General features: G+C 74.3%; 12 protein-coding genes. 7 read left to right on the top strand and 5 right to left on the bottom strand.

The genetic code is table 11. The features are described from left to right. Positions 1-40 precede the first annotated feature (40 nt). Positions 41-466, bottom strand: a complete 426-nt coding sequence (locus JKP75_RS12495; RefSeq protein WP_200490924.1) for an ATP-binding protein — start codon at positions 464-466, stop codon at positions 41-43. Positions 467-535: 69 nt separating this feature from the next. On the opposite strand from JKP75_RS12495, the gene JKP75_RS12490 reads away from it, so the two are divergent. From JKP75_RS12490 to JKP75_RS12480, 3 genes are all read left to right on the top strand, one after another. Beyond that, a complete protein-coding gene (locus JKP75_RS12490) occupies positions 536-898 on the top strand; it encodes an STAS domain-containing protein (protein ID WP_200490925.1) in 363 nt (120 codons plus the stop codon). Then, positions 895-3,084, top strand: coding sequence for a SpoIIE family protein phosphatase (locus JKP75_RS24005; protein WP_200493127.1), 2,190 nt, complete (start codon positions 895-897; stop codon positions 3,082-3,084). Before JKP75_RS12490 ends, JKP75_RS24005 begins: the two co-directional genes overlap by 4 nt. A gap of 113 nt (positions 3,085-3,197) precedes the next feature. Then, complete coding sequence (locus tag JKP75_RS12480; RefSeq protein ID WP_242471269.1) at positions 3,198-4,262, top strand: DUF3048 domain-containing protein; 1,065 nt, start codon at positions 3,198-3,200, stop codon at positions 4,260-4,262. Positions 4,263-4,368: 106 nt separating this feature from the next. Here the strand turns inward: JKP75_RS12480 and JKP75_RS12475 are convergent, their stop codons facing one another. Then, entirely contained in the window at positions 4,369-5,532 is a 1,164-nt protein-coding gene (locus JKP75_RS12475; RefSeq protein WP_200490928.1) for an RtcB family protein, read from the bottom strand. A gap of 158 nt (positions 5,533-5,690) precedes the next feature. Continuing rightward, positions 5,691-11,657, bottom strand: a complete 5,967-nt coding sequence (locus JKP75_RS12470) for a DUF4011 domain-containing protein (protein WP_200493126.1) — start codon at positions 11,655-11,657, stop codon at positions 5,691-5,693. A 183-nt stretch (positions 11,658-11,840) separates the two neighbouring features. On the opposite strand from JKP75_RS12470, the gene JKP75_RS12465 reads away from it, so the two are divergent. Beyond that, positions 11,841-12,299 carry a DUF1707 domain-containing protein gene (locus tag JKP75_RS12465; RefSeq protein WP_200490929.1) on the top strand — a complete coding sequence of 153 codons (459 nt, stop codon included), beginning with the start codon at positions 11,841-11,843 and terminating at the stop codon, positions 12,297-12,299. A gap of 9 nt (positions 12,300-12,308) precedes the next feature. Here JKP75_RS12465 and JKP75_RS12460 read toward each other — a convergent pair whose 3' ends face one another. Together JKP75_RS12460 and JKP75_RS12455 are read right to left on the bottom strand one after the other, a co-directional pair. Continuing rightward, on the bottom strand, positions 12,309-12,932 hold the full coding sequence (locus JKP75_RS12460; RefSeq protein WP_200490930.1) for a maleylpyruvate isomerase family mycothiol-dependent enzyme: 624 nt from the start codon (positions 12,930-12,932) through the stop codon (positions 12,309-12,311). A gap of 70 nt (positions 12,933-13,002) precedes the next feature. Continuing rightward, a complete protein-coding gene (locus JKP75_RS12455) occupies positions 13,003-13,335 on the bottom strand; it encodes a DUF2695 domain-containing protein (RefSeq protein WP_200490931.1) in 333 nt (110 codons plus the stop codon). Positions 13,336-13,471: 136 nt separating this feature from the next. Between JKP75_RS12455 and JKP75_RS21385 the strand changes: the two genes are divergently transcribed. From JKP75_RS21385 to JKP75_RS12445, 3 genes are all read left to right on the top strand, one after another. Continuing rightward, positions 13,472-13,855 carry a hypothetical protein gene (locus JKP75_RS21385; protein ID WP_242473311.1) on the top strand — a complete coding sequence of 128 codons (384 nt, stop codon included), beginning with the start codon at positions 13,472-13,474 and terminating at the stop codon, positions 13,853-13,855. Further along, positions 13,843-14,724, top strand: a complete 882-nt coding sequence (locus tag JKP75_RS12450; RefSeq protein ID WP_309229795.1) for a DUF222 domain-containing protein — start codon at positions 13,843-13,845, stop codon at positions 14,722-14,724. Before JKP75_RS21385 ends, JKP75_RS12450 begins: the two co-directional genes overlap by 13 nt. Before the next feature lie 189 nt (positions 14,725-14,913). Next, positions 14,914-15,708 carry an enoyl-CoA hydratase/isomerase family protein gene (locus tag JKP75_RS12445; RefSeq protein ID WP_200493125.1) on the top strand — a complete coding sequence of 265 codons (795 nt, stop codon included), beginning with the start codon at positions 14,914-14,916 and terminating at the stop codon, positions 15,706-15,708. Positions 15,709-15,763: the final 55 nt, after the last annotated feature.

Below are 15,763 nucleotides of genomic sequence, written 5' to 3'. Positions count from 1 at the left end.
CACGCCGTCATCGTCGTCCACCGGTGCGCAGGGGTCGGGATCAGGGCTGGAGCAGTCGCAGGGTGGGCTCGGTGCGCAGCCGCTTGATCAGCTCCACGCGGTGCCGACCGTCGTCGGACCGGACGAACTCGAGCTTGTCGACCAGCGCCTGCATGAGGACCAGACCGCGGCCGGTGTCCAGCGGCGACCCCTCGGCCGCCGTCGCCTGCTCGAAGTCGAAGCCCTGGCCGTCGTCGAGCACGCTGACCCGGCACGTGTCGTCGGTGATGGCGACGTCGACCTGGTACTCCTCGTGCTCCCCGGCGTGCTGCACGACGTTCGCGCACGCCTCGGTGAGGGCGAGCACGACCTCCTCGATCGTCGACCTCGCGACGTCCAGGTGCTCGAGCGCCTGGCGCAGCAGCCCGCGCATCAGGGGCAGGCTGCGCGCATCGCGCGGCAGCCGGACGCTGAACGAGATGTCCATGGCAGGTCTGTCCCCTCGGCACCGATGTCCTACGCTCGACGGAACGACGAGATGAGAGGGGGCGGTGCAGTGCTGTTCGACGTGGAACCGGCGACCGTGGCCGGCCGTCCCGCCCTCACCGTACGTGGTGAGCTCGACCTGTCGACCGCCCCGCGCCTGGAGGCCGCCGCGGACGAGTCGATGGTCCGCTCGCCCGAGTTCGTCATCGACCTCACCCACACCACGTTCCTGGACTCCTCCGGTGCCCGCACGCTGCTCGGCATCGCCCGCAAGGCCGGCACGGCCGGCGTCCGGCTGCACGTGGTGGCCCCCCGGTCGAACGGGCCCGTGCGGCTCACCATCGACCTGCTCGACCTCGGCGCCTACGTGCCGCTGGTCAGCTCGCCCGGCGAGATCCGCGCGACCATCGCCGACCGCGACGCCGGAGCGTGACCGCCGGTCGGGTCGACGACGAGGCGCTCGCGCGCTGTGCAGACGAGCCGATCGCCGTCCCCGGCGCGGTCCAGCCGCACGGGGTGCTGCTCGGCGTCCGTGAGCCCGACCTCGGCGTCGTCGTCGCCTCGGCGAACGCCGCGGAGCTGTTCGGTCGGACGCCGGCCGGCCTCGCCGACGTGCTGGACGACGAGGCGCTCGCGACCCTGCGGACGGGGCTGGCCGGTGACCTCGCCGAGGTGAACCCGCTGCGCATGACCGTCGCCGGTACGGAGGTCGACCTCGTCCTGCACCGGGCGGACGGGCTGCTGATCACCGAGTGGGAGCCCGTGGCCGGCGCAGAGCAGGCCGGTGCCGCCTGGCACCGGCGGCTGCCCGGTGTGCTCCAGCGGCTGGCGGCGTCGACCACGCTCGAGCAGCTCAGCGCGACGCTGGCGCGCGACGTCCGCACGGTCACCGGGTTCGACCGGGTGATGGTCTACCGCTTCGACCCGGAGTGGAACGGCGAGGTGATCGCCGAGGCCCGCCGGGACGACCTCGAGCCGTTCCTCGGGCTGCGCTTCCCGGCCAGCGACATCCCTGCCCAGGCCCGGGAGCTCTACACGACCAACTGGATGCGGCTGATCCCCGACGCCGGCTACGCGCGGGTGCCGCTGGAGCCGGCCGTCGTCCCCGGCACCGGGCGCCCGCTGGACCTGTCGGGCGCCATGCTGCGCAGCGTCTCGCCGGTGCACCTGGAGTACCTGGCCAACATGGGCGTGGTCTCGTCGATGTCGGTCTCGCTCATCGACCGCGGCCGGCTGTGGGGGCTCATCTCCTGCCACCACTACGCCGGCCCGCACCGCCCGTCCTACGCCGACCGCACCGCCGCGGAGTTCCTCGGCCGCACCGCCTCGCTGCTGCTGCGCACCGTGGTCGCCGAGAGCGAGCTGGACGGCATCGTCGACGTCGCCGAGCGCGCCGCCGAGCTCTCCGCCGCCGTCGGCCGGACGCCGCGCGCGCTCGGGGCTGCGCTCACCGAGCAGGACGTGACCGTCCTGGACCTGCTGCCCGCCGCCGGTGCCGCGGTGCGACTGGGCGGTCAGCTCCGGCTCCTGGGGACGACGCCGCCCGCCGAGCGGGTGCCCGGGATCGTGGCGGCGCTGCTGGCCGCCGGCGCGACCGCCACCGACGCGGCCTCGTCACTGGTGCCGGACGCCGCCGACCTCGTCGACACCGCCAGCGGGGTGCTCGCCGTCCCGGTCGGGCCGGGCGACTTCCTGGCCTGGTTCCGGCCGGAGACGCTGCGCGAGGTGACCTGGGGCGGCAACCCCTACGAGTCCAAGGTCGCGCAGACCGACGACGGCCCGCGGCTGAGCCCGCGCCGCTCGTTCGACGCGTGGAGCGAGATCGTCCGCGGCACGTCGCGGCCGTGGCGCGAGCACGAGGTGGCCGCCGCCCGAGCCCTGGCCGGGCACCTCGCCGCCGCCACGCTGAACCGGTCCGAGGAGGACAACCGGCTGGCCGGGGCGCTGCAGCGCACGCTCCTGCTCGAGGAGCTGCCGAAGGTGCCCGGGGTGGCGATGGCCGCCCGGTACGTGCCCAGCGCGGAGGACGTCGTCGGCGGCGACTGGTACGACCTGGTGCCGCTGCCCGGCGGGACGCTCGCCGTCGTCCTCGGGGACGTCGCGGGGCACGGCCTGGCCGCCGCGTCGGTGACCGCGCAGCTGCGGCACGCGCTGCGGGCGCACCTGCTGCGCGCGGCCGGTCCGGCAGCGGCCCTGGCGATGATCAACGAGGTGACGAGCGCGCTGCTGCCCGGCGAGATGGCGACCGTGGTGGTCGCCCAGCTCGATCCGGGGACCGGCGAGGTCGTGGTCGCCAGCGCCGGGCACCTGCCGGTGCTGCACGCGCACGAGGGCGGCGCCGAGTACGTGATGGGCGGTCGCGGGCCGGCGCTCGGGGTGCTGGACGCGCCGACCTACGCCGAGGCCCGGCTGAGGCTGGTCGGCGACGACCGGCTGGTGCTGTTCAGCGACGGCCTGGTCGAGCGGGGCCGCGGTGGGCTGCAGAGCGGGCTCGATGCGCTGCGCCAGGCGGTGGCCGGCGGTCCGGCGGCGCCGGAGCAGCTGCTCGAGTCGGTGCTCGGCGCGCTGGCCCCGCCGGGGACCGACGACGTCACGGTGCTGGCCCTCTCCCGCACCTGAGCCTCAGCCGTCACATGCGGTGTGGCGTCACGCTCGGTCATGGTCTCTGCGCCCTATCGTGACGCGGAGCCCGTTCGGCGGGCGGTCCGCACCGCACGCAGGAGCTCGCCCTCATGTCCCACCGGACGCCTTCCCGCCGCTCCCTCGGCCGCACGGCCGGAGCCCTCGCGCTGATCGGTGCGCTCGCACTGCCGCTGGCCGGCTGCGGCTCCGACGGGCTGTCGCCGGTCGGCTCGACCAGCTCCGCGGTCCCCGACGCGCCACCCGCACCCGTTCTGGTGCCGTGGCCGCTGACCGGGGTGATGGCCGAGGCGCCGCCGCAGCGCCCGGCGCTCGCGGTGAAGATCGAGAACTCGCCCGCCGCGCGGCCGCAGACCGGTCTGGGCAGCGCCGACGTGGTGTGGGAGGAGGTCGTCGAGGGCGGCATCACCCGCTTCGTCGCCGTCTACCACTCGCACGTGCCGCCGGAGATCGGGCCGATCCGCTCGGTGCGCCCGATGGACGCCGCGATCGCCGGCCCGCTGCGCGGCCTGTTCGCCTTCTCCGGTGGTGGCCCGGACTTCGTGCGGGCGATCGGCGACACCGGGTCGCAGTTGCTCAGCCAGGACGCCGGCGCCGACGGCTTCTTCCGGGTGACCACCCGGTCCGCGCCGCACAACGTGCACGCCGACCCGGCGCGGTTCCTGGCCCAGGCCGACGCCGCCCACCTGGCGCCGCCGTCGCCCGAGTTCTCCTTCGCGCCGGACGGCCAGCCGTCCACCGCGGCCGCGCTGGGGACGCCGACCACGCGGGTGCAGCTCAAGCTCGGCAGCGGACGCCCGAGCTGGGCGTGGAGCGTGCCGGACGAGGGCTGGATGCGGGCCGAGGGCGACACACCCGCGACCGGGTCGGACGGCGCGCAGCTCGCCGCCAAGAACGTCGTGGTGCTGCGCGTCGACGTCGTCAACACCGCGTTCCGCGACCCGGCCGGCAACCCGGTCCCCGAGACCCGCATGGTCGGCGGCGGCGAGGCGCTCATCGCCAGCGGCGGCAGCACCATCGCCGCGAGCTGGTCGAAGGCGTCGGAGACCGCGCCGGTCGTCCTGACCGGCCCCGGCGGCGCGCCCGTGCTGCTCGCGCCCGGGAACACCTGGGTCGAGCTCGTGCCTGCCGGGACGGGCAGGGTCACCCTGGGTTGAGCCGCGGTCTGCGCATCACCCGCATACGTCAGAGGGTGGTCATCCCCGCGGGGATGACCACCCTCGTGCGTCCGAGCGCGGTCTGCGCATGGTGCCGGCCCGGTGCTCAGTCGCCCTTCACGTTCACGATCTGGCGCAGCGTGTGCCGCACCTCCACCAGGTCGGCGGCGTCGGCCATGACCTGGTCGATCGGCTTGTACGCGTCCGGGTGCTCGTCGAGGAACGCGTCCGAGCGCCCCCAGGCGATGCCCGCCATCCGTGCGTCCAGGTCCGCCCGCGTGAACCGCTTCCGCGCCGCCGAGCGGGAGAAGTTCCGGCCCGCGCCGTGCGGTGAGGACATCAGCGACGGGACGTTCCCCTTGCCCACGACCACGTAGGACGCCGCGCCCATCGACCCGGGGATCAGGCCGAGCTGACCCTCCCGCGCCGAGATCGCGCCCTTCCGCGACAGCCACACCTCGCGCCCGTAGTGCGTCTCGCGCTCGGTGTAGTTGTGGTGGCAGTTGACCGTCTCGTACCGCTCGACCTCGGTGCCCAGGAACCGGCCCAGCTGGTCGACGCAGCGGTCCATCATCTCCTCGCGGTTGAGGTAGGCGAACCGCTGCGCCCAGCGCAGCGCCTCGATGTACCGGTCGAACTCCGGCTCGCCCTCCACCAGGTACGCGAGGTCGCGGTCGGGCAGCTGGATGTGCCGCTTCGCGCACTGCTCCCGGGCGACCTTGATGTGCTTCTGCGCCAGCCGGTTGCCGACACCCCGCGAGCCCGAGTGCAGGAACAGCCACACCCGGTCCTGCTCGTCGAGGGACAGTTCGATGAAGTGGTTGCCGCTGCCCAGCGTGCCGAGCTGCTGCGGCCACTGCCGCGCCTCGGCGTCGGCCTGCCCGGCACCGGGGGTGTCCCGCAGCTCGGCGATCCGCGGCTCGGCGCTGGCCCGGATCTTCGCGTTCCGGCCACCCGCCGACAGCGGGACCGAGCGCGAGATCTGCTGGTGCAGCACGTCCAGCGGTCGGCCGGCGACGTCGTCCGCGGTGAACTGGGTGCGGACGGCGATCATCCCGCAGCCGATGTCCACGCCGACCGCCGCCGGGATGATCGCGCCGTCGGTCGGGATGACCGAGCCGACGGTCGCGCCCATGCCCAGGTGGGCGTCGGGCATGAGGGCCAGGTGCGGGTGGATGAACGGCATCTGCGCGGTGCGCTCCGCCTGCTCGCGGGTGGTGTCCTCCAGGATCGACGCCCAGTTGAGCAGGCGTGCGTTGATCTTCTCCATCGTCCTTTCGATTCGCTCCGTGTGCGGTCAGGGGTGCTGCGCAGCCGGTGCAGTCAACACGTGCACGCGGAGCGGCGCAGCCCTATTACCCGGGAGCGACCGGACCCTGCGCTTCCGCCGAGAAGCAGCCTGCTCGTCCGCTGAAGAGCGGAAAAGAGTCAGTGGGTGAGCAGGCCGTTGGGCTGCTCGGTGATCCGGCCGCGGTCGAGGGCGGTGGCGAGCGCCCCCTCGAGCACCGCGGTGACCGCGGCCGAGCGGCGCTTGTGCCCGAAGACGGCGGCGGTCTGGGTGAACAGCTCGTCCCGCCGCATGCCGGCGGCGGCGCGGCAGAGCGCGCGCATCGCGTTGGCGATCTCCTCCGACGCCACCTGGTCGATGGGCCGGTCGGTGCTGGAGACCTGGCGGCGGAAGCCCTCGTAGCTCTCCGGCGTGACGCCCTCGGGCCACAGGTGCTCGCCCTGCACCGCCGACGGGGGCAGCAGCGAGAGCAGCGCCGACTTGCGCGACTCGGTCGCCCGGGTGAGCCCGAACGCCCCGACGGTGAGCTTCGCCAGCCGGTCGACGTGGATCGGGCCCTCGGCCTTGATACCGGCGGTCAGCACCCGGCGCACCGCCCGCGCCGCCTTGGACGCGGGTAGCTCGTCGAGCACGGTCTTCTCGCCGGCGACCTTCGGGATCCACGGCACGAACGGGGTCTCGCCGTCCATCGGCACCGGCCCGGCGGGCTTGCGGACCGCGGCCGGCTTGGCGGCGGGCTTCGCCGGCGCGGTCGTCGCGGGCAGCGCCACCGACGCGGTCACCGACGAGCGCAGCGCGGCCACGCCCTTGAACGACTCGAGCGCCGCCGTCGGCAGGGGGATGGGGGCGGGCAGCACCGGGGCCGACGGCACGGCGTCGACGGCCTCGACCAGCCGGTCGACCACCACGGAGGGGTCGCGCAGCCAGGACGGCAGCCACACCCGCTCCACCACGGGCCAGCGCAGCAGCTCGCCGAGCACCTCGATCGGCAGCCCGTCGCGGTCACCGACCGTGCCGCGGCGCGCCCACGACGGGCCGTCCAGCAGCACCGCGGCCACCGGGGTCTCCGGGTCGACAGGTCGGGAGATCGACAGGTCGACACGGAACTCCGAGAGCCCGACGTCGGTGCGCACCACCAGCCCGCGCCCGCGCAGCGCGTCGGCGATCTCCTCCCGGTGCCGGTCGATTACGGCGACCGACCGGGGCGAGCGTGGCAGCACGTCGGTGCCCCGCTCGGCCATGTCCAGGTACGCGCGCAGGTGCTTGATGCCGACCGAGCTGGTCTCCTCGGCCCGCAGCTGCTCCGGGTCGAAGGACAAGAAGACGACGACCTGCCGGCGGGCGCGGGTGATGGCCACGTTGAGCCGCCGCTCGCCGCCGCTGCGGTTGAGCGGGCCGAAGTTCAGCGGCAGCGTGCCGTCGGCGGTGGGGGAGAAGCCGGTGGAGAAGAAGACGACGTCGCGCTCGTCGCCCTGCACGTTCTCCAGGTTCTTGACGAACAGGCCCTCGCCGTCGGTGCGGTCCAGCGCCGCGGCCAGCCGCTCGTCGTCGGCGTCGCGCAGCAGCGACTCGATGTAGGAGCGCTGCTGGGCGTTGAAGGTGACGACGCCGATCGAGGGCACCGCGTCGACGCCCTCCCACTTGGGCACCGCGTCGAACCGGCGGCGGATCTCGGCGACGATCGCCTTGGCCTCGATCGGGTTGGTGCGCAGCAGCCGGCCGGCGCCCGAGCGGTGGAAGGTGCCCGGCACCCGCACCAGCGAGACGCCGCGGCCGTCCGGCTCGGCCGACGCCCGGCCGTGGGTGGGCGCCGGGAACGACGACAGCCGGTTCTCGTAGTACTGCGCGTTGGAGAACGCGATCAGCGACTCGTCCTGGCTGCGGTAGTGCCACGACAGCCAGTGCCGCGGCACCCGCGCCTGCACGCACTCGCTGAGGATCGACTCCTCGTCCTCGACCGCGGTCTCCACCTCGACGACGTCGTCGGCGACCGAGGCGGTCGGCTCGAGGAAGAACGTCGGCGGCATCTGCTTGGAGTCACCGACGACGACGGCGGCCTTCGCCCGCCCCAGGGCCCCGACGGCGTCGGCCACCCGGATCTGCGAGGCCTCGTCGAAGACCACCAGGTCGAACTGCGCCGCGGCGGCCGGGAAGAAACGGGCCACCGAGTCCGGCGAGACCAGCACGCACGGCATGACCGCGGTGATCAGGTCGCCGTACTGGGCGAGCAGCTGCCGCACGCCCAGCCCGCGGCGCTGCTTGGCCAGCTCGCGCTGGAGCGCACCGACCTGGCCGGCGCCCGCCGCGGCGTCGAAGGGGCGGGTGGCCAGCACCGAGGCCGGCAGCGCGGAGGTGAGGTGCTCGCGCACAGCCCGCGAGGCGGCGGTGAAGCGGTCGATCGCCTTCTCGTGCACGCCCTCGTCGAACAGGTCCAGCCCGGTCGCGTCCAGCCGCTCGGTCACCGAGGCCGCGGCCAGCCCCCGGTCCAGCGCGCGGACGGCGTCGTCGGCCGTGATCGCGCCCGTGACCAGCAGCCGCCGCGCGTCGAACAGGCCGGCGTAGCGCAGCGGCTCGAGGGTGTCGAGGAAGGTGACCCATCGGCGCAGCGACATGAGCACCGAGCCGGCGCCGCCGGGCCCCGACGGAGCGGCGGAGCCGCGCTCGGGCCGGGTCATCGACCAGCGCAGCGTGAACCCGTCGTCGCCGGCCCAGGCGGCGAGTTGGTCGGCGCTCGCACCGCCGACGTGCAGCAGCGCGGTCACCGCGTCGTGCAGGCGGTGCACCGCCGACGCCGTCTCGGCGCCGACCGGGGTGCCGGCCACGATCAGCTTGCGCAGCTGCACGTGGAAGGTGGACGAGCCGTCGACGGCCTGCCCGGCGCGGCGCAGCCAGGCCACCTGGCGCTCGACCAGCTGCGGGTCGACGAACGGGTTCCAGCCCTCGGGCAGCGTCATCCCCGGCAGCGCGGCGACCCGGCCGGCGATCTGCTGCACGGCGGTCTGCACCCGCCACAGGTTCTCGACCAGCGCCGGGACGTCCTTCGGCTTGACCTTGGCGTCGGGCCGCAGGTGCGGGGCGAGCCGGTCGCGCACCGCGATCAGCCGCCGCCGGCGTCCCCACCAGGACGACGCCGCCGCCGTCTGCGCGGCCACGTAGATGTCGGCCAGCGGCAGGCCGAGCACCTCGGGCTCGACCAGCTCCATGCCCGGGTGCCGGAAGGCGAGGAACGCCGCGACCTCGCCCAGCACCGCGCCGGTCGCCGTCGTCCAGCGGTGGGAGAAGGTCTCGTCGAGGACGTCCAGGCCGACGGCCGGGCCGCCGAGCAGGTGGGCGAGCGCGGCGAAGTCCTCCGGCGTGCGGGCGTGCCGCAGCACCTGGGTCAGCGCGGGCAGCCCGGCGACGCCGCGCACCGCCTCGTCGACCTCGGCGGCCGCGGCCTGGGCGGCCGGGAGGTCGATGGACGGCGAGTCGACGAACGCCCACGGGTGGCGCGGCGAGGGCCGGGTGAGGTCGGCGATCTCGGGCAGCAGAGCCAGCGCGCGCCGCACCTGGGTGAGCACCTCGGCCGGCGCGTTCGCGACGAACGGCAGCGGGATCGGCAGCGGCTGCACGTCGGTGCCGGCGGTGAGCTCCGCGGTGCGTGCCGTGTACAGCGACAGCCCGGCGGCGTTCTCGGTGTGCAGCCGGTCGGCGTAGCGGGCCAGCAGCCGGCGGGCCGAGCGCAGGTTCTCCGAGTCGGCGGCCAGCCCCTGCTCGTCGACGGAGACTGCGTGCTCCAGGGCCAGCCGGATCTGCGCCCGCACCATCGAGGCGCGGCTGCCCTTGTCGTGCAGGTCGAGGGCGAACATGCCCATGCCGACGGCGTCCAGCCGGCGGGCGACCACGTCGAGCGCGGCCCGCTTCTCGGCGACGAACAGCACCCGCTTGCCCTGGGCGACGGCGCGGGTCAGCAGGTTGGTGATGGTCTGCGACTTCCCGGTGCCGGGCGGGCCCTCGAGCACGAAGGTGCGGCCGGCGTCGGCCTCCGCGATGGCGCGCAGCTGCGAGGAGTCGGCGGCGACCGGCAGCCCTGCGGCGAGGTCGTCCAGGTCGGTGTACGCGCCGCTCTCCAGCGCCGGGTCGGTGAACGGCTCGGTCGGCTCGTGCACGAGGTGGGCGACCAGTGGGTTCTCCGCGAAGTCGGCCCAGTGCTCGTCGAGGTCCTTCCAGAGCCGGTACTTCGCGAACTGGAGGACGGCGAGGTCCGCCGTCGCCTCCACCCGGTAGGGCAGCCCGTGACCGACCAGCGCGACCCGCAAGGCCTCGAGCGCGGCCTCGACGTCCATGGTGCCGTCGGCGGTCTCGGTCAGCGTCGGGACGGTGAGCCCGTGCAGCTGGCGCAGCTTCTCCAGCAGGCAGTAGTTGGGGGCGGTGCTGCCGGTCTCGTCGAGCGCCAGCCGGTAGGAGCCGGTGCGGCTGAGCGGCGTGAGCGTCACCGGGATGAGGACCAGCGGGGAACGCAGCGGCCGGCCGTCGAGCTCCCAGGCCAGCGAGCCCAGCGCCAGGTACAGGTTGTTGGCGCCGGTCTCCTCCTGCACCGTCTTCGCGCGGTAGGCCAGGTTGCGCAGCCGCGGCAGGTAGCCGCCGGTGGTGACGTCGGCGTGCACCTCGCGGCGCTCGACCAGGAGGTCGGCCAGCTGCGCGGTCGGCAGGTCGCCGGCGTCGGCCAGGCCGCGCTCGGTCTGCACGGCGGCCAGCTTGTCGCCGGGGAGCAGGGTGATCGGGGTGCCGTCGTGGACGAACCGCTCGAGCACCGGCAGCGCGGACGGGGGGACGGTGAGCGCCAGCCCGGTCCGCTCGGTGTAGTTGATCAGCCGGTTGCGCAGGCTGAGGTCGAGCAGGGCGTTCTTCCACTGCTGCACGCGCGCGGGCGCGTCCGGCTTCGGTGCGGACGCCGTCGCCGTCGTCCCCTCGGGCGGCGCGGGAGCGCTGTGCACCGCGGCCCGGTACTCGACGATCTGCAGCACGCCGGCCTCGTCACGGGCGCGGGCCGGCAGCGGGACGATGCCGTCGCGGCGGGCGCGGTGCACGTCGGTCACGCCGACGATGCGGTCGAGCTCGCCGGTCAGCCAGCCGTCGTAGGCCGGGTGGTGCAGGTCGGTGCCGACCTCGCCCATGCTCGTGAGCAGCGTGGTCTCGACCAGGCCGATCAGCCCGAGGTCGACCAGGTTGACCAGGCCCGCGGGGTCGGTGGTGGCGGCGGACTCCGCACTCCGCTCCTCGCGCCAGTAGCCGAGGAAGGCGTGTGCTCCCCCCTCCCTCCCGCCGATCCCCTCGGCCAGCCAGAGCAGCGGCCGGATGCCGGCCTGCTCCAGGGCGGCGGCGAGGAGGACGACGGTGTCGAGCGGGGTGCCGACCTTCCAGGTCAGGACGTCGCCCGGGGTGCGGACCTGCTGACCGACGTCGGACCAGGTGGCCGGCGGCTCGCTGTAGCGCAGGCCGCGGGCCCGGAGCGTCTCGGCGATGGCGGTGACCACCTCGTCGACCCGCTCGGCGGTGGCGGCGTAGCCGACGAGAGCCCCGCTGCCGGTGGTGCTCTCCAGCCGGTCGACGGCCTCGGCGACGAGCGCGGTCACCGCCGGGTGGTTGGGCGTGACGTGCGCGGCGAGCATCTCCAGCGCGAGCGGCAGGGGAGAGGCCAGCCACTGGTTGGCGGCGAGCACTTGGACGGAGCGGGACGCCTCGCCGGCGAGGACCGGCCCGCCCTCGGCGACGTCGTCGACCCACACCTCGACGTCGATGACGCCCGGGCGCTGCTCCTCGACCTGCAGCATCGCGGCCGGGTCCATGACGAGGCCGACGTCGGTGAGGACGGTGGAGCGCCCCGCGTCGAGGTCGGCCAGCAACTCGACCGGGCGGGCGATCGGGCCTTCGGCGTCGCGGACCGACAGCCGGACGGTCGCGCCGCGGACGGTGCTCTCCGACGTGAGCGCGAGCCGGGGGACGACCGGGATGCCGTTGTGCGCGAGCGCGTAGCTCAGCACCGGCGTGGAGGTGATCTCGATGGAGACGGCCGTCGTCCGCGGCGCCACGGCGTCGCGGAGGTCGGACTCGGCAGTGCTCTCCATGTCACCTGTCTACCGGGTAGGACGGAATGGTCCCTTCATGCTCCCCGACGGGTGGGGCAGGTGTGACACCTGCGTCGAGAAGCCGGTGGGGATCACAGGACGGGCGGGTCCGGCGGGCCGCGTCGTTCCGCCGGGGAGGGCCCCGGTGCGACGATGCTCGGACGTTCCGCAACCGGAGGTGCCATGACCCACGCACCCGATGTGCGGGCGGGGGACGCCGACCGGCAGGCGGCGGCCGACCGCCTGCGCGCCGCCCACGACGAGGGCCGGTTGGACCTGGACGAGTACGACCGCCGGCTCGCCGCGGCCTACGCAGCGGTGACCTACGGGGACCTCGCCCGGCTGTTCACCGACCTCCCGGCGCGGACCGCGTCGCCCGCGCCGGTGACCTCGGTGGCGGCCGCGGCCGGGATGGCACGGGCCGCCGGGGCCTCGGTGGTGCGCCGCCCGGCCGGGTTCCCGCTGGCGCTGAAGATCCTCTGGACCATCTGGGCGTCGGTGGTGGCCCTGAACGTGACCGTCTGGCTGCTGGTCAGCCTCGGCACCGGGCTGACGTACTTCTGGCCGATGTGGCTGGCGGTGCCGGGTGTGGCGCTCGGCGTCGGCACGGTGCTCACGATGCGGGTGCGCGGCTCGCGCTGAGGACCGTGGTCACCGCCGGGGGAGCGCCCGGCCGTCAGGGAGCGTGCGGCCGCTGAGCAGCGCGACGAGTGCGCCGCTCTCCGCCCGGACCGGCTCGCCGTCGCCCCAGCTGCGGCCGGTGTCGGTCGCCTCGAGGCGGACACCGGCGAGGTCGATGCCGAAGACCGCGCCCTCGGCGGCGGCGAGGTGGTCCAGCACGGCGGAGACGGCCTCGGCCGGTGCCACGGGCGGCCGCCCGCGCGGGATCGTCACGTCGAGCGAGTGGATGACGGCGTGGCTCAGGGCGCCGATCGCGCCACCGCCCGGCGGCTCCCAGGTGTGCAGCGCCGGGGAGCGGAGGGCGTCCTCCAGCTCGCCCGGTGGCAGCGAGGCGTCGCGGGCGGCGACGGTGTCGGAGAGCCGGTCGAAGCTCCCGCCGGCGGCCGTCATCTCGGCGCCGAACTGCTCGGCCGTGAGCCGTGCCGGCATCGTCACGTGGGCGACGACGTGCCGGGCCTGCCAGCCCGCGCAGAGGGTGGCCGCGTCCCACGCGTCATCGGGACCGGCGGCGAGCAGGTCCGCGAGGCCGGTGCAGGTCGCTGCCGTCCAGCGCTGCAGCTGCTGCTCGTCCACGTCGTTCCGGATGTCGGTCATGCACATGCCTCTCGTCCCGGGCCGATGTCGTCGGCCTCGTCCACACCCAGACGTCCGCGGCCAGGCGAAGTCATCGCCTCGTACCGGGTGCTTGCTGTCGGCGGGCGGTGAACACGTCTTCGACGTAGACGTTCATCACCACCTCGCAGTCGCAGAATCCGCCGTACTCCTCGAGCCCCTCGCGCAGGCGTTCGACGTCGATCCGGTGTGCGTGCGCCCAGGCCTCGGTGGCCCGCAGCCCGTGGTCGCAGCCCGCCGCCAGCACGGCGGCGTCGACGTGCTCGAGCAGCTGCTGGAGCTGCTCGGCGTCGAGCGGCATGCGGGAGGCGCTGGCCGCCTGCTGAGCCCGGAGGTACTCGTCCTTCAGCTGCTTCTGGTGGGCCTTCTGGTCCTTGCTCGCCATGGGGTTCTCCTGTTCGGTTGCATCGATCCGACCCGTCCGCGGGGTGCGCGTCAACCGGTGGACGATGGGCTGTGGACAACGAGCTGACCTGGGGATTCACCTGGGCTCGTGCGCCTGGCGTCGGTACTATTCGTACATGTGTTCGACCGCGTGCGGAACGCCGATGGAGTGCCTGACCGGTGCTCTCGCGGCGCTGGCCGGTGAGGAACTGAAGTCGTCGTTCGGGCCGGCGGTGCTGGAGCGCGCCACCGTGCTGGTGGGTGCGCGGAACGTGATCGATGCGGAGCTGGCCCGGACGGTGCGGGAGGGTGAGCTGACCCGGGCCTCGGAGCACGACGGCAAGGCGACGATGGCCTCCTGGCTGCGGGGGCACCACCGGTTGCCGCAGGGCGCGGCGAGCCAGCTGGTGCGCAACGGGCGGGCGTCGGAGCGGCTGCCGGTGCTCGCCGCGGCGGCCGCGGCGGGTCTCGTGCCGGCGGAGGCGGTGTCGGTGATGTCGCGCCGGTGGTGGCCGACGTGAACCTGGCCCGCGCCGAGGCCCAAGGCGTGGACGTGGCCGAGATCGACCGGCTGCTCACCGATGTGGCCACCAGCGCTTCGCATGCCGACCTGCGGCAGGCCGTGGGGCACTACCTGGCGCGGCTGGACCCCGACGGCACTGAGCCGGATCCGACCGAGCAGCGGTCGCTGTCGTTCGCCAAGCACACCGACGGCACGCTGTCGTTCTCCGGCACGCTCGATGCGGTGGGTGGGGAGAAGTTCCAGGCCGCGGTCGAGGCGATCCTGCAGGCCTCCCGCCCCGCCGGGGACACCCGCACCCGCGCCCAGCAGGCCGGTGATGCGCTGGTGCAGCTGTGCGACAACGCGCTGGCCTCCGGAGCGCTGCCGGTGCTGCGCGGCCACAAGCCGCACATCGGGGTGCTGATCGACCACGAGGACCTGATGGACACCAGCTCCGCCGCGGGGACCGGTGCCGGCGCGGGCCGGACCGGGTTCGGCAGCATCATTTCCGCGGCGAAGGCCCGATGGCTGGCCTGCGACGGCACCGTCACCCGCATCGTCATCGGCCCCGAAGGCCAACCGCTGGATCTGGGCCGCAGTCAACGGCTGGTTCCGCCGCACCTGCGCAGGGCGGTGGAGGTGCGCGACCAGCACTGCGTCTTCGCCGGCTGCGATGCGCCCACTTACTGGTGCGACGTGCACCATGTCGTGCACTGGGTCGACGGAGGGGACACCTCGCTGCACAACTCAGGGCTGCTCTGCGAGAGGCACCACACCAAGGTCCACCACGGGTTCCGCATCGAGCGACAACCGGACGGGCGATGGCGCACCTACCGTCCCGACGGCACCGAGATCCTCATCGGCGAACCGTTCCTCATCTCCGCCTGACCCGTCGTCCCTGCCCGACCCGGGCGCTCGGCTGCTGCCGAACGCCCGTGGTGGAACCTGCTGCGCTGGCGGTCGGGCTTACGAGCCCAGGCGTCGATCCGCGGGGTGCGGGGAGACCCGGGCTGCTCGCGCGCCCTGCCGGGGAGGGCCCGGTGCGCTGCGCAGGACGCCGACCGGTACGAATGGCGCGTGAGCGAATCGAAGCGGTACGAGTCGGGCCTGGTCGTCGAGAACCGCGGGCACGTCCGCGTGCTCACCCTCGACCGGCCGGAGCGGCGCAACGCGCTCTCCACCGACGTGCAGGCCGACCTCGTCGAGGAGCTCCTCGACGCCGCGGAGGGCGGCACGGTGCGCGCTCTCGTGCTCACGGGCAACGGCCCCGCCTTCTGCGCGGGCTTCGACCTCAAGGAGATCCGCGCCCAGGACGAGCGCGGTGAGCGGTTCCGGCCGCCGATGGGCCGGCCCGGGCGGTCGATCTTCGAGGTCGTCACCGAGACGCCCATCCCCGTCGTCGCCGCGCTGCAGGGCCACGCCGTCGCCGGCGGCTTCGAGCTCGCCCTCGCCTGCGACCTCCGCGTGGCCGCGCCCGGCATCAAGCTCGGCCTCCCCGAAGCCACCATCGGCATGGGCGCCAACTTCGGCTCCGTCGTCCTGCCCAAGCGCATCCCGATGGGCATCGCGCTGGAGATGCTGCTGGTCGGCGAGTACGTCAGCAGCGAGGACGCCGAGCGCTGGGGCCTGGTCAACCGGATCGTCGACACCGACGACGTCCTGCCGACCGCCCTCGCCCTCGCCGAGAAGATCGCCGGGAACGCCCCGATCAGCGTCCGCCGCATGAAGGAGACCGCCGTCAAGGGCGTCGAGCTCCCGCTGTGGCAGGCCCTGCGCCTCGACGTCGGCCCCAACCCCTACCTCAGCGAGGACCGCCGCGAGGGCATCGCCGCCTACCTGGAGAAGCGCCGCCCGGAGTGGCGCGGCCGCTAGGACGGCGCGCACCGGTGCGCCCCACACCGCTCCGGGTGGGTCCACACTGCGGACC

This window comes from Blastococcus sp. TML/M2B, from assembly GCF_016612865.1.
Classification (GTDB): Bacteria; Actinomycetota; Actinomycetes; order Mycobacteriales; family Geodermatophilaceae; genus Blastococcus.
The sequence above is the reverse complement of the archived record's forward strand: the minus strand, read 5'-3'. Positions and strand labels throughout refer to the sequence as shown.